This is a genomic window from Streptomyces aurantiacus (genome assembly GCF_027107535.1).
Classification (GTDB): domain Bacteria; phylum Actinomycetota; class Actinomycetes; order Streptomycetales; family Streptomycetaceae; genus Streptomyces.
On the sequence record NZ_CP114283.1, the window covers coordinates 7,397,601 to 7,417,601 of the forward strand.

14 protein-coding genes are annotated in these 20,001 nt (G+C 71.5%); 5 read left to right on the top strand and 9 right to left on the bottom strand.

The window, feature by feature from the left end; genetic code table 11:
* Window positions 1-12 precede the first annotated feature (12 nt).
* The 3 genes from O1Q96_RS34730 to O1Q96_RS34740 form a co-directional block, all read right to left on the bottom strand.
* On the bottom strand, window positions 13-339 hold the full coding sequence (locus O1Q96_RS34730) for a nucleotide pyrophosphohydrolase (RefSeq protein WP_269251935.1): 327 nt from the start codon (window positions 337-339) through the stop codon (window positions 13-15).
* On the bottom strand, window positions 336-1,502 hold the full coding sequence (locus O1Q96_RS34735; RefSeq protein WP_269251936.1) for an AAA family ATPase: 1,167 nt from the start codon (window positions 1,500-1,502) through the stop codon (window positions 336-338). The genes O1Q96_RS34730 and O1Q96_RS34735 overlap by 4 nt, the downstream gene beginning before the upstream one ends.
* A gap of 132 nt (window positions 1,503-1,634) precedes the next feature.
* Window positions 1,635-2,024 (bottom strand): cell division protein SepF, encoded by a 390-nt coding sequence (locus O1Q96_RS34740; RefSeq protein ID WP_269251937.1) that lies wholly within the window; start codon window positions 2,022-2,024, stop codon window positions 1,635-1,637.
* Window positions 2,025-2,374: 350 nt separating this feature from the next.
* Here O1Q96_RS34740 and O1Q96_RS34745 point away from each other — a divergent pair, with 350 nt between their 5' ends.
* A complete protein-coding gene (locus O1Q96_RS34745) occupies window positions 2,375-6,472 on the top strand; it encodes a bifunctional nitrate reductase/sulfite reductase flavoprotein subunit alpha (protein WP_419587081.1) in 4,098 nt (1,365 codons plus the stop codon).
* A 33-nt stretch (window positions 6,473-6,505) separates the two neighbouring features.
* On the opposite strand, the gene O1Q96_RS34750 is transcribed toward O1Q96_RS34745, so the two are convergent.
* The 4 genes from O1Q96_RS34750 to O1Q96_RS34765 all read right to left on the bottom strand — a co-directional run bounded on the left by O1Q96_RS34750 (window position 6,506) and on the right by O1Q96_RS34765 (window position 11,580).
* Window positions 6,506-8,494, bottom strand: a complete 1,989-nt coding sequence (locus O1Q96_RS34750; RefSeq protein ID WP_269251939.1) for an ABC transporter permease — start codon at window positions 8,492-8,494, stop codon at window positions 6,506-6,508.
* Between the two features lie 6 nt (window positions 8,495-8,500).
* Window positions 8,501-9,292 (bottom strand): molybdate ABC transporter substrate-binding protein, encoded by a 792-nt coding sequence (modA, locus tag O1Q96_RS34755; protein ID WP_269251940.1) that lies wholly within the window; start codon window positions 9,290-9,292, stop codon window positions 8,501-8,503.
* A gap of 98 nt (window positions 9,293-9,390) precedes the next feature.
* On the bottom strand, window positions 9,391-9,795 hold the full coding sequence (locus O1Q96_RS34760; RefSeq protein ID WP_269251941.1) for a TOBE domain-containing protein: 405 nt from the start codon (window positions 9,793-9,795) through the stop codon (window positions 9,391-9,393).
* Between the two features lie 309 nt (window positions 9,796-10,104).
* Window positions 10,105-11,580, bottom strand: a complete 1,476-nt coding sequence (locus O1Q96_RS34765) for an MFS transporter (RefSeq protein WP_269251942.1) — start codon at window positions 11,578-11,580, stop codon at window positions 10,105-10,107.
* A 292-nt stretch (window positions 11,581-11,872) separates the two neighbouring features.
* Here O1Q96_RS34765 and O1Q96_RS34770 point away from each other — a divergent pair, with 292 nt between their 5' ends.
* On the top strand, window positions 11,873-12,310 hold the full coding sequence (locus O1Q96_RS34770; protein WP_269251943.1) for a Fur family transcriptional regulator: 438 nt from the start codon (window positions 11,873-11,875) through the stop codon (window positions 12,308-12,310).
* A 34-nt stretch (window positions 12,311-12,344) separates the two neighbouring features.
* The gene (gene katG / locus O1Q96_RS34775; protein ID WP_269251944.1) at window positions 12,345-14,567 is read left to right on the top strand and encodes a catalase/peroxidase HPI; all 2,223 of its coding nucleotides are present in this window, start codon (window positions 12,345-12,347) and stop codon (window positions 14,565-14,567) included.
* A 106-nt stretch (window positions 14,568-14,673) separates the two neighbouring features.
* Here katG and O1Q96_RS34780 read toward each other — a convergent pair whose 3' ends face one another.
* Together O1Q96_RS34780 and O1Q96_RS34785 are read right to left on the bottom strand one after the other, a co-directional pair.
* On the bottom strand, window positions 14,674-16,014 hold the full coding sequence (locus O1Q96_RS34780; RefSeq protein WP_269251945.1) for a class I SAM-dependent RNA methyltransferase: 1,341 nt from the start codon (window positions 16,012-16,014) through the stop codon (window positions 14,674-14,676).
* A 117-nt stretch (window positions 16,015-16,131) separates the two neighbouring features.
* On the bottom strand, window positions 16,132-18,183 hold the full coding sequence (locus tag O1Q96_RS34785) for an APC family permease (RefSeq protein ID WP_269251946.1): 2,052 nt from the start codon (window positions 18,181-18,183) through the stop codon (window positions 16,132-16,134).
* 428 nt (window positions 18,184-18,611) lie between these two features.
* Between O1Q96_RS34785 and O1Q96_RS34790 the strand changes: the two genes are divergently transcribed.
* Both O1Q96_RS34790 and O1Q96_RS34795 read left to right on the top strand, forming a co-directional pair.
* Window positions 18,612-19,283, top strand: a complete 672-nt coding sequence (locus O1Q96_RS34790; protein WP_269251947.1) for a potassium channel family protein — start codon at window positions 18,612-18,614, stop codon at window positions 19,281-19,283.
* Window positions 19,283-19,960: a potassium channel family protein gene (locus O1Q96_RS34795; protein WP_149515218.1), complete on the top strand. Its 678-nt coding sequence runs from the start codon at window positions 19,283-19,285 to the stop codon at window positions 19,958-19,960. Before O1Q96_RS34790 ends, O1Q96_RS34795 begins: the two co-directional genes overlap by 1 nt.
* The last annotated feature ends 41 nt before the right edge of the window (window positions 19,961-20,001 follow it).

The window sequence follows — 20,001 nt, forward strand, 5'->3', positions numbered from 1 at the left end:
GAGCGGCCCGGGTCACTCCCCCACCGGAAACCTCCGTTCGTTCCGGTCGATCTTCGCGTCCAGCTCCGCGAGGGGATCGACCCCGAGCACCTCGCACAACTGCAGCAGGTACGCGAGCACGTCCGCGACTTCGTCCCTCACACGAGGTGCCTTCTGCGGGTCGTCCATCACCCGGACCGACTCCTCGGGTGTCAACCACTGGAAGATCTCGACGAGTTCGGACGCCTCCACACTGAGCGCGGCCACGAGGTTCTTGGGCGTGTGGTAGGGCTGCCAGTTCCGCGCGGCGGCGAACGCGGCCAGCCTGCGCTGCAGTGTCGCCACATCAAGTTCGGTCACGGCTCCAGGTCTACCACCGTCACCCCGCCCACCCCGGCCGCCCAGGACGCGTCACTGACCGCCCCCACCAGCCGGATGTGCCCGCGCTCGCACATCCGGGCGGCCAGCCGCACGAGCCCCACCCGCTGCCGTAGGTCCAGGTCGCGGTCGAATCCGTCGGCGAGCACGGTGAGCGTCTGCAGCGCCGCGGGCACCTCCCCCGCCGGGTCGACCTCCAGCACACCGGGACCGGTGAGCAGCACCAGGGCCAGCGCCAGGTATCTCAACTCCCCGTCCCCCAGCCGCCCGAGCGGTGTCCGCAGACCGTCGCCGCGGTCGAGCAGCGCCCGGACCGTCCCGTCCACCCCGCCGGTCGCGGTCTCCGCCAGCAGGTCGCGGACCGGCCCCGCGCAGCCCGCCCGCACCGCGTCGACCAGAAGTCCGTGCCGCCGCCCGCACTCGGCGCGCGTACGCCACAGCACCTCGGCGAGGTTGCCGCAGCCGCGCAGCAGCCGTCCCGCGCCGAGCGGTACGGCGGAGCGCATGGAGCGGGGCAGCGGATCGCAGGCGTAGACCGAGCGCAGGGCGACCACCATCTGTTCGGCGGCGGCGAGGACCTGCCGCTGGCCGTCCGTCTTGCCCGCGACGCGCAGGGGGAGGAGCGCGGTGCCGAGCCGGTCGTCGGGGAGCGGCGCCCTCGTCACCGGGGACGAACCGGCGGTGTGCCAGGCCGCCTGCACCGTACGGCGGCCCGGATCGCGCAGGGCCGTCTCCAGCAGGGTGAGCCCGCCGGCGGTCAACCGCTCGCCCACGATGCGCAGTTCGGGTTCGGCCTGCACGGCCACGTCGAGCCGTACGGGGCCCTCGGGGCCGTCCGCCGTGCAGCCGATGCGGAACCCGCGCCGCCGCTGGGAGTCGGGCCGGGCCCGCTCGGGCACACAGGCCACCGGGTCCGGGAACACCTCGTCCAGTTCGGCGCCACCGCCGAGCCGGGCCAGTGCCTCGTAGGCGCGCAGGGCACTGGACTTGCCGCTGCCGCTGGGTCCGGAGAAGAGGCTGAGGGGGCCGAGCGGGAATCCGGCGCGGCGGTGGGCGGCGAACGCGGAGAGCCGCAGTTCGGTGACGCTCGGCCGGTCCGGTCGTGGTTCGGCTTCCGCGCGGGTCCCGGGCGATGACAAGGTCATATCCGGACGGTAGGGCTCCGCCCGGAGGCCGAACCGTTTCGCCCGCGGACCTTCCTACGATCGAGGTACCCGGCCGCCGTGGTGGACGGGCGCACTCCCCGCGCACCGGGCCGGGCCCGGCTTCCGGCCCCGTCAGACGCCGGGAATCCCCGCCCCCTCCATCAGTCCGCGCACCTCGGTCCCGGGCGGCGTGAGCAGGAACACGTTCCGGTCCACCCGGTGCATCCCGCTCGCGAGGCCGAAGACGACGCCCGTACTGAAGTCGAGCACCCGCTTGGCGACGTCCGTCTCGGCGCTGGTGAGGTCCAGGAGGACCGGGATGCCGGCCATCAGGGTCTCGGCGACCTCACGGGCGTCCGCGAAGATGTTGATCCGCAGGACCACGAAGCGGCGCCGCGTCTCGGTCTCCGCCTCCGGCATCGACCGGTGGCCGACCGCCGACGGCCAGGCATCGCGGCCGCGCAACGGAACGACCTGGGCGAGCCCTTCCCACTGTTCATCGGTGACGTCGTGGCTGTTCACCGGCTCCCCCCGACCTGAATCGCATTGATTGCCCTGCACTGACCATTGTTGCGCATGGTCACCCGTTCGGCCCAATGCGACACGGTCCGCAGCCGACCGGCCGCGACCAGTTCAGGGCCCCTCACACGGGATCGGATGCGACTGTGTGACGGGTGTAACTCCTCATGATCGCGCCACGTGACACAGGCGTAACGGGCAATTCGTACGCTCACGTACCGAGGTTCTGTCGGAAGCGTTCCGAGAACGCCGCAGACTGATCCGAGAAGGCCGGAGAAAGGCAGCGTGTGAGCACGACCTCCCCCACGACCCAGGTGCGCACGGTCTGCTCGTACTGCGGCGTCGGCTGCGGCATGGTCCTCGACATCGGGATGGGCCCCGACGGGCGGCGTACGGTCCTGAAGGCCTCCGGGGACAAGACGCACCCGGCGAACCACGGCCGGCTGTGCACCAAGGGGGCGACCACCGCGGACATGCTCGCGGCCCCGGGACGGCTCTCCACCGCGCTCGTACGGGAGGACCGCGGGGCCGAGCCGGAGCCGGCTCCCGTGGACGCGGCGATCACCGAGACCGCGAGGCGGCTGCGGGCGGTCATCGACGAGCACGGTCCCGACGCCTTCGCCTTCTACGTCTCGGGGCAGATGAGCCTGGAGGCCCAGTACCTGGCGAACAAGCTGGCCAAGGGCTTCGTACGGACCAACCAGATCGAGTCGAACTCCCGGCTGTGCATGGCGAGTGCGGGCGCGGGCTACAAGCTGTCGCTGGGCGCCGACGGGCCGCCCGGCTCGTACCAGGACTTCGAGAAGGCGGACGTCTTCCTCGTCATCGGTTCGAACATGGCCGACTGCCATCCGATCCTCTTCCTGCGGATGGTGGACCGGGTGAGGTCGGCGGGCGCGAAGGTGATCGTCGTCGACCCGCGGCGCACCGCCACCGCCGACAAGGCCGACCTGTTCCTGCGGATCAGGCCCGGGACCGACCTGGCCTTCCTGAACGGACTGCTGCACCTGCTCCACGAGAACGGGCACACCGACCCCGCGTTCATCGCCGCACACACCGAGGGCTGGGACGCGATGCCCGGCTTCCTCGCCGACTACCCGCCCGCCGCCGTCGCCGGCATCACCGGCATCGCGGAGGACGACCTCCGCGAGGCCGCCCGGCTGATCGGCGAGGCGGGCGAGTGGATGAGCCTGTGGACCATGGGCCTCAACCAGTCCACGCACGGCACCTGGAACACGAACGCGCTGGTCAACCTGCATCTCGCCACCGGCGCGATCTGCCGTCCGGGGTCCGGCCCCTTCTCGCTCACCGGACAGCCCAACGCCATGGGCGGCCGCGAGATGGGGTACATGGGGCCCGGCCTGCCCGGCCAGCGGTCCGTACTCGTCGACGACGAACGCGCCTTCGTCGAGGAGCTGTGGGAGCTGGCGCCCGGCACCCTCCGCAAGGACGGGGTCGGCAAGGGCACGGTCGAGATGTTCCGGAAGATGGCCGACGGCGAGATCAGGGCCTGCTGGATCATCTGCACCAACCCCGTCGCCTCGGTGGGCAACCGCCGCACGGTCATCGAGGGTCTGGAGGCCGCCGAGTTCGTCGTCACGCAGGACGTGTTCGCCGAGACCGAGACCAACGCGTACGCCGATGTCGTGCTGCCCGGCGCCATGTGGACCGAGACCGAGGGCGTCCTCATCAACAGCGAGCGCAACCTCACGCTCGCCCGGGCCGCCGTGGAACCGCCCGGCGAGGCGCTCGCGGACTGGCGTCTCATCGCCCGGGTGGCCTGCGAGATGGGCTACGAACAGGGGTTCTCGTACGAGAGCGCGGAAGAGATCTTCGAGGAGATCAAGCGGGCGTGGAACCCCGCGACCGGGTGGGACCTGCGAGGTGTGACGTACGAGCGGCTGCGGGACACGTCCGTGCAGTGGCCGGCCGCGCGGGAGGACGGACCCGACCGCAACCCGATCCGGTACGTCGGTTCCGGGGACGGTGACGAGGCGGGTTCCGGTGAGGGGGCGGGGGCCGTGAACGGGGGGCCGGTCTTCCCCACGGCCAGTGGGCGGGCCGTGTTCCACGCCCGGCCGCACCTGCCGGCCGCCGAACTGCCCGACGACGACTTCCCCTTCGTACTGAACACCGGTCGGCTCCAGCACCAGTGGCACACGCTGACCAAGACCGGGCGGGTGGCCAAGCTCAACAAGCTCGATCCGGGGCCGTTCGTGGAGGTGCATCCGGAGGATGCCGCGGAGCTGGGCGTGGCCGACGGGGACCGGGTCGAGGTCGCCTCCCGGCGGGGGCGCGCCGTGCTGCCCGCGGTGGTGACGGACCGGGTGCGGCGGGGGTGTCTGTTCGCTCCGTTCCACTGGAACGACCTGTTCGGCGAGTACCTGAGCGTCAACGCCGTCACCAGTGACGCCGTCGACCCCGTGTCGTTCCAGCCCGAGCTGAAGGTTTGCGCGGTCGCGGTGGCTAGGGTGTCCTCCCCCGTTCCGTCCCCCTCCGGGAGCGGGGCGCCGCCCCGGGCTCCGCTGGGTGCTCTGCCTCCGGGCCCCGGCTCCTCCGGCGCCGGACGGGCCGAGGACCACTCGGCCGCAGCCCGCCTGGCCGGTGTTCCCGCGACGGCCCCCGTCGGCGAGGTCTTCGGGCTCGCCCCCGCACCTCCCCCCGTCCTGACCGCCCAGGAGCGCCAGTACCTCACCGGGTTCCTCGCCGGACTTCCCGCCGGCGCCGAGGGGGTGCCCGTGCTGCCGGCCGACGCCCCCTTCGACCCCGACCACGCACTCTGGGTGAACGGTGTTCTCGCCGGGATGTACTCGCGTGCCGCGGCCACCCCGCAGAGCCCGGCCACGCCTCTTCGCGAGGTCGTCGTCCTGTGGGCCTCGCAGACCGGGAACGCCGAGGAGTTCGCCACCGCCGCCGCAGAGCGGCTCGCCGCGACCGGCCATCGGGCCACGCTCGTCGGGATGGACGAAGCCGACCCGCGCGCGCTGCCGCCCGGTGCGGACCTGCTGCTCATCACCAGTACGTTCGGCGACGGGGACGCCCCCGACAACGGCTCCGGTTTCTGGTCGGCCCTGGACGAGCCGGGGTCCCCGCGCATGGACGGCGTGCGCTACGCCGTACTGGCGCTCGGCGACTCCTCGTACGACGACTTCTGCGGGCACGGCCGCCGGCTCGACCAGCGGCTGGACGAGCTGGGCGGAGTGCGGCTCGCTCCCCGCACGGACTGCGAACCGGACTACGAGCCGTCCGCGCACGCCTGGCTCGACCAGGTGGTCACCGCGCTCGCACCGGGCAAGGAGACCGCTCCCGCGCCCGCTCCCCCGTCGAGGAGGCCCGCTGCCGTCACCGCCCGGCTCGTCGGCAACCGGCTGCTCAGCCTGCCCGGCGCGGACAAGGAGGTGCGCCGCTTCACCTTCGACACCCGCGGCAGCGATACGCCGCTGACGTACGAGGCCGGGGACGCGCTCGGCGTGCGGCCGGTCAACTCGGCTTCCCTGGTGGCCGAATGGCTGGAGGCGGCCGGACTCGACGCGGCAACGATGGTGGAGGTGAGCGGAGTTGGCCACACCTCTCTCGCCGACGCGCTGGAGCGGCATTTCGACATCACCAGGATCACCCCCGACCTGCTGCGTTTCGTCGCCGAACACACCGCCGACAACCGGGAGTTGAAGAGGCTGCTGCGTCCGGACAACAAGGACGGGCTGGCCAAGTGGAGTTGGGGGCGGCAGGCCGTCGACGTGATCGCCGAGTACCCCGTGCGGGCGAGCGCCCAGGAGTGGGCCGGGACCCTGAAGCGGCTCCAGCCGCGCCTGTACTCCATATCCTCCAGCCCGCTCACCGACCCGCACCTCGTGTCGCTGACGGTCTCCGTCGTGCGCTACGAGAGCCTCGGCGGACAGGCGCGCGGCGGGGTCTGCTCGCCCTTCCTCGCCGACGCCGAACCGGACACGCCGGTACCGGTGTTCGTGCAGCGCTCCCCGCACTTCGGGCCCCCGGCGGATCCGGCGACCCCGATGGTGATGGTGGGGCCCGGCACCGGAGTCGCGCCCTTCGTCGGCTTCCTGGAGGAGCGGCGGGCCCTCGGCCACCGGGCGCCCAACTGGCTGTTCTTCGGCGAGCAGCACCGGGCGACCGACTTCTACTACGAGGACGAGCTGACCGGCTTCGTCGACGACGGGACCCTGACCCGCCTGGACACGGCGTTCTCCCGGGACCAGCGCGCCAAGGTCTACGTCCAGGACCGGATGCGCGAGCACGGGCCCGAACTGTGGTCGTGGCTCCAGGACGGCGCCCGCTTCTACGTCTGCGGGGACGCCTCCCGCATGGCGAAGGACGTCGACCGGGCGCTGCGGGACATCGCGGTCGCCCACGGCGGCCTGGGCGAGGCCGAGGCCGCCGCGTACGTCAAGCAGCTCGCGGCGGACAAGCGGTACGTCAGGGACGTGTACTGACCAGGGGCGTCCGGCACTGCCCAGGAGGCCGGCTCAGAGGGGCACCACGGTCGTCTCGGTCGCCTTGACGCTGGTCCACACCGGCACGCCGTCCGCGAGGCCGAGTTCGGCGGCGGCCTGCGGGGTGATCTCCGCGACGACGTCGGGCGCGTGGTCGGACCCGATCAGTACGCGCAGCCGGCTGCCGCTGGCCGTGATCTCGCGCACCGTGCCCGGCCAGACGTTGCGGGGGCTGCCGGTGGGTCTGTCCCGGTGGACGGAGACCGCCTCGGGAGCGATGATCGCCAGCGCCGGCGTCCCCACGGGCAGCGGTTCGGCGATGACGAACAGGCCTCCCCCGTCGGCGAGTTCGAGTCCTTCGGCGCTCGCCGTGCCGGGCCAGGCGTTGCGGCCCAGCATCCGTGCGACCCACGGCGAGCGGGGGTGCCGGGTGACCTCGGCGGGCGGCGCGTCCTGAAGGGCGCGGCCCTCGTGGAGTACGAGGACACGGTCCGCGAGGGACACCGCCTCGACGGGGTCGTGGGTGACGATCAGGCAGACGCCGCCGAAGCCGTCGAGGTGTCGGCGCAGGGTGTGGCGTACTCGCGCGCGGGTGCTCTGGTCGAGTGCGGCCAGCGGCTCGTCGAGGAGCAGGAGCCGGGGGCGGGCCGCCAGCGCCCGTGCCAGGGCGACGCGTTGGGCCTGTCCGCCGGAGAGCTGGGCAGGTCTGCGGTGCGCGAGGTGGCCGACGCCGAGCCGGTCGAGCCACTCCTGTGCGGCCCGACGGGCCTCGGCCCTGCGCACGCCCTGCGCCCGGAGCCCGTACGCGGTGTTGGCGAGCGCGGTGAGGTGCGGGAACAGCGCGCCGTCCTGGGGCACCCAGGCGACTTTCCTGCGGTGCGGGGGCAGTCCGGTGACGTCCGTGCCGCCCAGGCGCAGGTCGGCGTGGGCTCGCGGGGTCAGGCCGAGCAGGGCGCGCAGGAGGGTGGTCTTGCCCGCGCCGTTGGGTCCGACGACGGCGATGGTGGTGCCCGGGTCGGCGTCCAGGACCAGCGTGTTGAAACCGGTGACGTCGGCGTGCAGCGACCAGAGCGTCCCGTCGGGTCCGGGAGCGGAACCGGGAGCGAGGCCGTCGGCGGGGGCCGTACCGGCCTCGGTCGCCGCCGGTGGGTCCTCCTCCGGGGGCGGCTTGGCCGCGTACGAGCGTGTGCCGCCCGGGGTGCCCGTGAAACGGCCGCGCAGGGCGACGAGGACCGCCATGGCGATGGCGAGGAGAAGGAGGGAGACGGAGGTGGCGGCCTGCGGGTCGTCCTGGAGGAGCAGATACACCTGGAGGGGCAGGGTCTGGGTGGTGCCGGGGAGGTTGCCCGCGAAGGTGATGGTGGCGCCGAACTCCCCGAGGGCGCGGGCCCAGGTGAGTGCGGCCCCGGCGATCAGGCCCGGGGCGACCATGGGCAGGGTGACGGTCACGAACACCCGTACCGGGGAGGCCCCCAGCGAGGCCGCGGTCTCCTCGTAACGCGGCCGGAGCCCGGCGATCGCCCCTTCGAGGCTGATCACCAGGAAGGGCATCGCGACGAACGTGGCGGCGAGGACCGCTCCCGAGGTGTGGAACGGCAGCGTGACGCCGAACGTGTCCTCCAGCCAGGGTCCGAGCAGCCCGCGCCGCCCGAACGCGAGCAGCAGCGCGACACCGCCGACGGTCGGCGGCAGCACCATCGGCAGCAGCACCAGAGAGCGGACGAGCGCCTTGCCCGGGAACGGCACCCGGGCCAGCAGCCAGGCCAGCGGGACACCGAGTACGAGGGACAGGCCGAGCGACCAGAAGGAGACGACCAGCGAGAGGCGCAACGCCTCGCTGGCGTCCGGGTCGCTCAGGTGCCCGCCCAGATCCGCCCAGTCGGTGCGGGCCAGGATGCCGGCCAGCGGAAGGACGAGGAAGACGATGGCGAGCAGCGCGGGAAGGGCCAGCGGGAGAGGCGCGCGGAAGCCGCGGGAGCGCCTGCTTCCGTGGTCCGGCCCGTGTGTGCGTACGGCTTTCATGGCCGGTTACGGCTTCTCGAAGCCCGCGTCGGTGAGGATCTTCCGGGCCTCGGCGGAGGAGAGCCACTTCACGAAGGCGGCGGCCGCCGCGGAGTGCTTCGACTCCTTCAGCGTCGCGGCCGGGTAGGAGGCGATGGCGTTCTGGCCGTCGGGGATGGCCACGGCGTCGACCTTGCCGGTCGCCGCGGCCGCGTCGGTCTTGTAGACCATGCCTGCGTCCGCCTCGCCGAGTTCGACCTTGCTGAGCACGGCGCGGACGTTGGGCTCCTCGGAGACCGGCTTCACGGTGATCTTCCGGGCGTCGAGGATCTGCCGGCTGTAGCGGCCGACCGGGACCTCGGGGGCCGCGAGCACGACCTTCAGCCCGGTGTCCGCGAGGTCGTCGAGGCCTTCGATCTTCTCCGGGTTGCCCTTGCCGGTGGCGATGACCAGGCGGTTCCTGGCGATGACGACCGGTGTTCCGGTGTCGGACTCCAGCCCGTCCATCGTCTTGGTGTCTGCGGTGACGAGCGCGTCGGCGGGGGCGCCCTGCCGCACCTGGGCGGCCAGTTCCTGCGATCCGGCGAAGGAGAAGGTCACCTTCGTGCCGGGGTGCTCCTTCTCGTACACCGCGCCCGCGGTCCTGAAGACGTCGGTGAGCGAGGAGGCGGCGAGCACGGTCAGCTCGGCCTTCGAGGAGCCCGCGGCGGCCTGCGTACCGCTGCCGCTGTCGCCGTCGTCGGCGCCGCAGGCCGCGAGCGTGACGAGCAGGGCGGAGGCGAGGACCGCGGTGGCGGCGCGGCGGCGGGTGGGGAACACGGTGGCGGGCTCCTTGGGACTGCGGACTGGCGGCGCCGCCGTCCGAGCGGATGGGACGGGGCCGCGCCGGGACGGCGACGCGCCGCGGAGGGCTGCGGTCAGGTGCGGTCGATGTGCACGTTGGTCGACTTCACGCGGGCGGTGGCCCGCATGCCGACCTCCAGGCCCAGTTCCTCGACTGCCTCCCGGGTCAGCAGGGACACCAGCCGGTGCGGGCCGGCCTGGATCTCGACCTGGGCCGCGACGTCACCGAGTTTGACGGCGGTGACGATGCCGGGGAACGCGTTGCGGACCGAGGTGTAGGAGGTCTCGTCCTCGCCGGTACCGGCGGTGCCGTTCTGCGCGAGCTCGACGGAGAAGGCGGCGAGGTCCCGGCCGTCGATGACGCGACGGCCGCTGTCGTCACGGTGGGTCGTGACCCGGCCGGCGTCCGCCCAGCGGCGCGCGGTGTCGGGGCTCACGCCCAGCAGACGCGCCGCCTGACCGATGGTATAGGACTGCATATGCAACAGATTAGGCCGTGAACCCTTTCATCTGCAATGCACACATCGATTGTCCATGGCAGGTGCGGTACAGGTCGCGGGTCGTGCGACACCGGTGGCCCAGTGCTCCGAACTCCGGACTCGGCCACTCCCGCTCCTGCTCCTGCTCCTGCTCCTGCTCCGGCGACCGCGGACCGAGTTCCGTAGGCACGGCCCGCCGGGTATGCCCTCCGGCCTGAGCCGGTGGTGCCTCCGCGCACGCCTGCCCGGCCTGAGTCCGGCCCGGGCAGGTGCGTCAAGGCTGTGGGGTCGAAGCCGGAGCCAGGGAAGTCAGGCCCTGGCCTCGGCTCCGGCCGCCTCGGGAGCGGCGGGGCGGGGCGCCGTTCCGGACTCGGAGGCGTCCGCCTTGGGGACGGGGATGAGGAAGGCGACGGCCGCGGCCGCGAGAGCCACCGCGCAGCCGATCAGCATGGCGACGCGGAATCCGCCCTCGGAGGGCAGGGCGAAACCGCCGAAGTCCGTGGTCATCTGGGCCAGGACCACCGCGATCACGGCGGCCGACACGGAGCTGCCGATCGAGCGCATCAGCGTGTTGAAGCTGTTCGCCGAAGCGGTCTCCGACTGGGGCACCGCGCCCATGATGAGGGCCGGCATCGCACCGTAGGCGAAGCCCACGCCTGTGTTGCAGACGATGGTCGCGACGAGCAGACCACCGGTGGAGCCGAGCAGCGGCAGCGAGAGGCCGTAGCCGAGGGCGATGATCAGGGCTCCGGCGGTCAGCGTGACCTTGGGTCCGCGCGCGGCCGAGACCTTGGCGCCGAGCGGCGACATGACCATCATCATCAGGCCTGCCGGGGCCATCCAGAGCCCCATGGCCAGCATCGACTGGCCCAGTCCGTAGCCGGTGGCCTCGGGCAGCTGCAGCAGCTGGGGCACGACCAGCGACTGGGCGTACATCGCGAATCCGACGAGGACCGACGCCGCGTTCGTCATCAGCACCTGCGGGCGGGCGGTCACCCGCAGGTCGACCAGCGGCTCGCTCGTCCGCAGCTCCCACCGGCCCCAGGCAGCCAGCACGACGACCGCGGCGCCGAGCAGGCCGAGGGTGGTGGCGCTGCCCCAGCCCCAGTCGGCGCCCTTGGACACCCCGAGGAGCAGGCAGACGAGTCCGGCGCCCAGGCCGACCGCGCCGACCAGGTCGAAGCCGCGGCCCGCGGCGGTGTTCACCCGGCCGCCCGGCACGACGAACCAGATCAGGGTGGCGACCGCGAGGGCCAGGGCGGCGACGACCCAGAACAGCACCCGCCAGCTCGCGTTCTCGGCGATCGCCGCGGAGAACGGCAGGCCGAGCGCGCCGCCGACCCCCATGGATGCGCTCATGATCGCGATGGACGAGCCCAGCTTCTCCGCAGGCACCACGTCACGCAGGAGGCTGATGCCGAGGGGCACCACGCCCATGCCGAGGCCCTGGAGGCCGCGCCCGGCGATCATCGGGACCACGGAGGAGGACAGGGCGCAGACCGCCGAGCCCACGACGAGCGGTATCAGCGAGACCAGCAGCATGCGCCGCTTGCCGTACATGTCCCCGAGGCGTCCGGCGACGGGTGTCGCCACCGCCGCGGCCAGCAGCGTGGCGGTGATCACCCACGAGGCGTTCGAGGCGCTGGTGCCGAGCAGCGACGGCAGCTCCCCGATCAGTGGCACCACCAGGGTCTGCGTGACCGCGGCGACGATGCCGGCGAAGGCGAGGATGCCGATGACACCGCCTGAGCGGTTCTCGGCTTTGGGACTGTCAGAACTCTCCACGGGGCTCCCCTCCAGGGCTTCCGGGCCATGGCGCCACGCGCCGGACCCCGGAATGCATCATGCACAGAATGTGCATCTTACATATCCAGTGCATCGCCCATACCGCACGGGCCGGAGGCCGCACGGGCCGGAGGGGGCGCGCGAACACCCGACAGCCGTGCCCCACCCCGGATTCACCACCCGTCCAGGACACGAGACGACGGACCGGCGAACACCCGCCCAACGCGACACGCCAAAACTTGCATCATTCGTTTACTTGAACTGTTCGTGTTTATGGAAGTAGGTTTGGCCCATGACCGCATCCGGGACTCCGACCACCGCCGGCGAGCTCCGTGGTGCCGGGCTGCGGGTGACGGCCGCCCGCGTCGCGCTGCTCGAGACCGTCCGGGACGGTGATCACCTCGATGCCGAGGCCATCGCCTCCGGGGTACGCACCCGCGTGGGCCACATCTCCCTCCAAGCCGTGTACGAGGCGCTCCACGCGCTCACCGCGGCAGGACTCGTACGCCGCCTCGAACCGCCCGGCAGCCCGGCCCGGTTCGAAGGGCGCGTCGGGGACAACCACCACCATCTCGTGTGCCGGACGTGCGGGGCCGTCGCCGACGTCGACTGCGCGACCGGCCACGCCCCCTGCCTGACCGCTTCCGACGACCGCGGCTTCTCCGTCGACGAGGCCGAGGTCATCTACTGGGGCCAGTGCCCCGACTGTTCCACCGCCCGCAGTTCCTGAGCTTGTGATCCACCACGTTCGGAAGGATTCCCCCATGACCGAGAACCACGACGCGATCGTCACGGACCCGAAGCCGGAGGAGACGGGAGGCTGCCCGGTCGCGCACGGGCGCGCCCCCCACCCGACCCAGGGCGGCGGAAACCGTCAGTGGTGGCCGGAGCGCCTCAACCTGAAGATCCTCGCCCAGAACCCCGCGGTGGCGAACCCCCTCGGTGAGGAGTTCGACTACGCCGAGGCGTTCGGGAACCTCGACCTTCCCGCGGTCAAACGGGACATCGCCGAGGTGCTGACGACCTCCCAGGACTGGTGGCCCGCCGACTTCGGCCACTACGGCCCGCTCATGATCCGCATGGCCTGGCACAGCGCCGGCACCTACCGGATCAGCGACGGCCGCGGCGGCGCCGGCGCCGGCCAGCAGCGCTTCGCCCCGCTGAACAGCTGGCCGGACAACGCCAACCTCGACAAGGCCCGCCGTCTGCTGTGGCCGGTCAAGAAGAAGTACGGCCAGAGCCTGTCGTGGGCCGACCTCATGATCCTCACCGGCAACGTCGCCCTGGAGTCGATGGGCTTCGAGACCTTCGGCTTCGCCGGCGGCCGCGCCGACGTGTGGGAGCCCGACGAGGACGTGTACTGGGGCCCCGAGACCACCTGGCTCGCCGACGAGCGCTACACCGGCGACCGTGAGCTGGAGAACCCGCTCGGCGCCGTCCAGATGGGCCTCATCTACGTCAACCCCGAGGGCCCGAACGGCAACCCGGACCCGCTGGCCTCGGCCCGCGACATCCGTGAGACGTTCCGCCGGATGGCGATGAACGACGAGGAGACGGTCGCCCTGATCGCGGGCGGTCACACCTTCGGCAAGACCCACGGCGCGGGCCCGGCGGACAACGTCGGCGACGACCCCGAGGCCGCCACGCTGGAGCAGCAGGGCCTCGGCTGGAAGAGCACGTTCGGCACCGGCAAGGGCGGCGACACCATCACCAGTGGCCTCGAGGTCACCTGGACGAGCACGCCCACCCAGTGGAGCAACGGCTTCTTCAAGAACCTGTTCGAGTACGAGTGGGAGCTGACCCAGAGCCCCGCCGGAGCCAACCAGTGGGTGGCCAAGGACGGCGCGGGCGCGGGCACCATCCCCGACGCCCACGACTCGTCGAAGAGCCACGCCCCGAAGATGCTGACGGCGGACCTCGCGCTGCGCTTCGACCCGGCCTACGAGCAGATCTCGCGTCGCTTCTACGAGAACCCCGACCAGTTCGCGGACGCCTTCGCCCGCGCCTGGTTCAAGCTGACCCACCGTGACCTGGGCCCGAAGTCGCAGTATCTCGGCCCGGAGGTCCCGTCGGAGACGCTGCTGTGGCAGGACCCGCTGCCGGCGGCCGAGGGCGAGGTCATCGACGCCGGTGACATCGCGGCCCTCAAGGCCAAGCTCCTCGACTCGGGGCTGACCGTGTCCGAGCTGGTGTCCACCGCGTGGGCGTCCGCCTCGTCCTTCCGCGGCAGCGACAAGCGCGGTGGCGCCAACGGCGCGCGCATCCGTCTGCAGCCGCAGAGCGGCTGGGAGGTCAACAACCCCGACCAGCTCGCGACGGTGCTGCGCACCCTGGAGGGCATCCAGCAGGAGTTCAACTCCGGCGCCAAGAAGGTCTCCCTGGCCGACCTGATCGTGCTCGGCGGCGCCGCTGCCGTGGAGAAGGCCGCCAAGGACGCCGGTCACGCGGTCGAGGTCCCCTTCACGCCGGGCCGTGTGGACGCCTCGCAGGAGCAGACGGACGTCGAGTCGTTCGCCGCGCTCGAGCCGACCGCCGACGGCTTCCGCAACTACCTCGGCAAGGGCAACCGCCTCCCCGCCGAGTTCCTACTGCTCGACAAGGCGAACCTGCTCAACCTGAGCGCCCCCGAGCTGACCGTCCTCGTCGGCGGCCTGCGTGTCCTGGGCGCGAACCACGGGCAGTCGGCGCACGGCGTCTTCACGAACACCCCCGGGACCCTGACGAACGACTTCTTCGTCAACCTTCTCGACCTGGGCACGACGTGGAGCTCGACCTCCGGTGACCAGACCACCTTCGAGGGCCGCGACGCCGCCACGGGCGAGGTCCGGTGGACCGGCACCCGCGCCGACCTCGTCTTCGGCTCGAACTCCGAGCTGCGCGCGCTCGCCGAGGTCTACGCGAGCGACGACGCGAAGGAGAAGTTCGTGAACGACTTCGTCGCGGCATGGGTCAAGGTCTCGAACCTGGACCGCTTCGACCTCGTCTGATCACCCCACCCGCACAAGGGCGATGCCCGGGCCGGTCCACGTGGACCGGCCCGGGCATCGCCCTTTCCGCTCGACGTCCGCCGACGGGACGGGGACGCAGGACGTCTCAGCTGTCCTTCTTCACCGGCTCAAGAATCGCCACGCACTCCACGTGATGCGTCATCGGGAACAGATCGAACGCCCGCAGCGTCCGCACCCGGTACCCGCCCTCCCGGAAGTACGCCAGGTCCCGTGCCAGCGCCGCCGGATCGCACGCGACGTACGCGATCTTGCGCGCCCCCAGTGAAGCCAGGTGCTGCACCGTCTTCTTGCCGGCGCCGGCCCGCGGCGGGTCCAGGACGATGAGGTCGACCTCGGTGATGCCGGTGCGCGGGAGGACCGTCTCGACCTTGCCCTGTTCGATGCGGACGCGGTCGAACGCGGCGAGGTTGTGCCGGGCGTCCTCCACCGCGCGCTTGCCGGACTCGATGCCGAGGACCGCGCCCTTGTCACCGAGGCGGTCGGCGAGGGCACCGGCGAAGAGGCCGACGCCGCAGTACAGGTCGAGCGCCATGTCGCCCTTGCGCGGGAGCAGGCCCTGCATGACCGCCTTGACGAGGGTGTCGGCGGCCTGCGGGTGGACCTGCCAGAAGCCGCCGCTGCCGACCCGGTGCGTACGGCCGTCGGCACGCTCACGGACGAAGGCACGGCCGTGGACCCGGTGGATGCCGCCGTCGTGCTCCTCGACGCGCATGACGGAGACGGGCTTGTCGAGTTCGACCAGGGGCAGTCGGGCACCCGGCCTCGGTTCGAGGATGACCATGCGGTCCTGCGAACCCGTCGCCGCGATCGCCTCGACGGACTCCATGCCGGACCAGTCCCGCTGCTCGATGCCCAGTTCGGAGACTCCGGGCGCGGCGATCATGCAGTGCTCGATCGGCTCGACCTCGTGCGAACGGTGGCGGCGCAGACCGGCGTTGCCGTCCTCGTCGACCGCGTACTGCACACGCGTACGCCAGGAGGGCACCTCACCGGCGGGCAGCTTGTCGCCCTCGGCCGGCATGACCGTGCCGTCCCAGCCGGCCTCCTCCGGCGTGAGGCCCGCGAGCCGCTGGAGCTGCTCGGCGACGACCTCGCCCTTCAGCCGCCGCTGCGCGCCCGGCTTGGCGTGCTGCCAGTCGCAGCCGCCGCAGCGCCCGGGACCGGCGTAGGGGCACGGGGCCTCGACACGGTCCTTGGAGGCCTCCAGGACCTCGACCGCGTCGGCGCGCAGGAAGCGCGAGTCCTCCTCACCGTCCGTCACCCGTGCCACGACCCGCTCGCCGGGCAGCGCGTGCCGTACGAAGAGGACCTGACCGGTGTCGGTACGGGCGATGCAGTGGCCGCCGTGCGCGACGGGCCCGATCTCGACCTCGTACTCCTGTCCCACGAGCGACCCCGCCGGCGTTTTCTTCGGTTCTGCCTGCATGACGGGGTGACTCCAGATGCGAGATGGGGAACGGCCGGACAACAGCCCACCAGTCTACGTGGACGCCGCCCGGCCGCTCGCCACAAGGCCGTCGGCACCACCGGCCCCGGGGTGTTCTCACTTCTTCGGAGTGGAGGACTCCCTCGGCCGCTCCTCCGCCGGACCGCGGCGCACCGAACCCGGCGCGTTCCAGTCCTGCCTCTTGCGGGCCCGCTTCTTGGCGACCTCGGAGGACTCCAGCTGATAGGGCACGGACGTCACCATCACGCCCGGCGTGAACAGCAGCCGCCCCTTGAGCCGCAGCGCGCTCTGGTTGTGCAGCAGGTGCTCGTACCAGTGGCCGACCACGTACTCGGGGATGATCACCGACACCGCGTCGCGCGGGGACTCCCGGCGCAGGCCCTTCACGTACTCGATGACAGGCCGGGTGATCTCGCGGTACGGCGAGTCGAGGACCTTCAGCGGCACGGTGATGCCACGTCGCTCCCACTCATCCCGCAGGGTTTTCGTCTCCGCCGGGTCGACGTTGACACTGAGCGCCTCCAGGGTGTCGGAGCGCATCAGCTTGGCGTAGGCGAGGGCACGCAGTGCCGGCCGGTGGATCTTGGAGACCAGGACGACGGAGTGGACGCGGGAGGGGCGCACGCTGTCGTCGGACGGGCCCTCGGGCGCGGCGATCTCCTCCGCCACCCGGTCGTAGTGCTTCCGGATCGCGGACATCGTCGCGTAGAAGATCACCATGCCCAGCAGCGCGACCCAGGCGCCGTGCGTGAACTTGGTGCCGAGGACGACGACCAGGACCAGGCCGGTGAAGAAGGCGCCGAACGCGTTGATGGCCCGGGAGCGGACCATGTGGCGGCGCTTGGCCGGGTCCTTCTCGGTGGCCAGGTGGCGGTTCCAGTGCCTGACCATGCCGGTCTGGCTCAGCGTGAAGGACACGAACACGCCGACGATGTAGAGCTGGATGAGGCGGGTCGAGTCGGCGCCGTAGATCCAGACGAGCAGGATGGCCGCGCCGGCGAGCAGGACGATGCCGTTCGAGAAGGCGAGCCGGTCGCCGCGGGTGTGCAGCTGGCGCGGCAGATAGCGGTCCTGCGCGAGGATCGAACCGAGCAGCGGGAAGCCGTTGTACGCGGTGTTCGCGGCCAGGAAGAGCACGAGCGCGGTGGCCGCGGCGAGCACGATGAACAGGAAGCTGCCGTCACCGAACACCGCCTCGGCGACCTGCGAGATCACCGGGTTCTGGACGTAGTCGGAGCCGACCGCGACACCGTTCTCCAGCAGGTCGTGCGCTGGGTTCTCGGCCATGCGGACGTTGGTCGCCATGGCGAGGCCGATGATCCCGCAGAACATGGTGACGGCGAGCAGGCCCATCGCCGCGAGCGTGGTCGCCGCGTTCTTGGACTTGGGCTTGCGGAAGGCCGGGACGCCGTTGCTGATCGCCTCGACGCCGGTGAGCGCGGCACAGCCCGAGGAGAAGGCACGCAGCAGCAGGAACACGAGGGCGAAACCGGCGAGCCCCTGGTGCTCGGCCTTGATCTCGAAGTCGGCGGTCGGCGCCTTCATCGTGTCGTCGAGGACGAACCCGCGGAAGGCACCCCACGCGATCATCAGGAAGACACCCACCACGAAGACGTACGTCGGGATCGCGAAGAGCTTTCCGGACTCCTTGACCCCGCGCAGGTTCATCAGCGTGAGCAGCACGATCACGGCGATCGCGCAGAACACCTTGTGCTCGACGACGAACGGGACGGCCGAGCCGAGGTTCTCGATGCCCGACGAGATCGACACGGCGACGGTGAGGACGTAGTCCACGAGGAGCGCGCTGGCCACCGTGAGGCCCGCCTTGGGGCCGAGGTTGGTGTTGGCCACCTCGTAGTCGCCGCCACCGCTGGGGTAGGCGTGCACGTTCTGCCGGTACGACGCCACGACGGTGAACATCAGCACGACGACCGCGACGGCGATCCAGGGGCTGAAGTGGTAGGCCGACACGCCCGCGATGGACAGGACGAGGAGCACTTCCCCCGGTGCGTAGGCCACGGAGGAGAGCGGGTCGGAAGCGAAGACGGGGAGTGCGATGCGCTTCGGCAGGAGCGTCTCTCCGAGCCGGTCACTGCGCAGTGCGCGCCCGATCAGGATCCGTTTGGGCACGTCGGTCAGTTTGGACACGGAGAGGATCGTAAGCGGTCGAACATGCCCACGCCCACCCTCCCCCGCCCTCCGCCGCGGCCGATCGACGGGATCCTCGGCCGCGATCTGCTCTACGAGTGAAATACGGTGCGGGCGCGCTTCCGGATTCCCTGGCCGGGTGAATCCCCATGCCTATATGAAAAAGGCCAAAACTTTGCCGCCCTTTGCCAATTCATGGAGGTTCCATGCACGCCACCGCTGAACTCATCGGCGCCGCGGCCGGACTCGTCGGCCTGGGGATCCTGACCATGGTCAGCGTGCGCAGCATCAGCCGCCGTTGATCGTCGGCGGGAAATGGGCGAATCTGCACGGGGGTGCCGCCGACGGACCGCGCGTGTGTAGCTTGGGCGTCGGTCTGAGACCCTGATTCAGCCTGAGCAGTAACTTTTCACATCGGAAGGACGGTCGTGCACATCGTCATCATGGGTTGCGGAAGAGTGGGTTCCGCTCTTGCCCAGACCCTGGAGCAACAGGGGCACACGGTCGCCGTGATCGACCGGGACCCCACCGCCTTCCGACGACTGGGCTCCGGGTTCGGCGGCCGTCGCGTGACCGGCGTCGGCTTCGACCAGGACACCCTGCGCGAGGCGGGCATCGAGGAGGCCGGCGCGTTCGCCGCCGTCTCCAGCGGGGACAACTCGAACATCATCGCCGCCCGGGTGGCTCGTGAGATGTTCGGCATCGAGAACGTGGCGGCGCGTATCTACGACCCGCGCCGCGCCGAGGTCTACCAGCGCCTCGGCATTCCGACCGTCGCCACCGTCCGCTGGACGGCCGACCAGATGCTGCGCCGGCTGCTGCCGTCGGGCGCCGAGCCGCTGTGGCGCGACCCCACCGGCGGAGTGCAGCTCGCCGAGGTGCACGCGTCGACGGCGTGGGTGGGCCAGCGGATCAGCCGGCTCCAGGAGGAGACCGGCGTGCGCGTGGCCTTCCTCACCCGGCTGGGCGAGGCGGTGCTGCCCAGCTCGCAGACGGTGCTGCAGGAGGGCGACCTGGTGCACGTGATGATGCGCACGGACGACATCGAGAAGGTCGAGGCGTCGTTCGCCGAGGGCCCCGAAGAGGAGAGCGGTCACTGATGAGGGTCGCCATTGCCGGTGCCGGCGCCGTGGGCCGCTCGATCGCGGGCGAGCTCCTGGAGAACGGGCACGAGATCCTGCTGATCGACAAGGCGCCGACGGCCATCTCGGTCGAGCGCGTCCCGATGGCGGAGTGGCTGCTCGCCGACGCCTGCGAGATCACCTCCCTGGACGAGGCCGCGTTGCAGCGCTGCAACGTGGTCATCGCTGCCACCGGGGACGACAAGGTCAACCTCGTCGTCTCCCTGCTCGCGAAGACCGAGTACGGGGTCCCGCGGGTCGTCGCCCGGGTCAACAACCCCAAGAACGAGTGGCTGTTCAACGAGTCGTGGGGTGTGGACGTCGCCGTCTCCACGCCCCGGCTGATGTCGGCCCTGGTCGAGGAGGCGGTGAGCGTCGGCGACCTGGTCCGGCTGCTCCGCTTCAGCCACGGCGACGCCAACCTCGTCGAGCTGACCCTGCCCCCGGAGTCGGCCCTCGCCGGCACCCAGGTCGGAGACGTGGCGTGGCCCGAGGACACCTCCCTGGTCACCATCATCCGCGGCACCCGGGTGCTCACCCCGACCCGGGAGGATTCCCTGGAGGCGGGCGACGAGCTGCTGTTCGTGGCGGCCCAGGCCCGCGAGGAACAGCTGGAGGACCTGCTGTCGGTACGCCGCGAGGACGCGACGGGCTGACGTCCGCGGACACAGAAGGAGGGGCGCCCGGAGATGTCTCC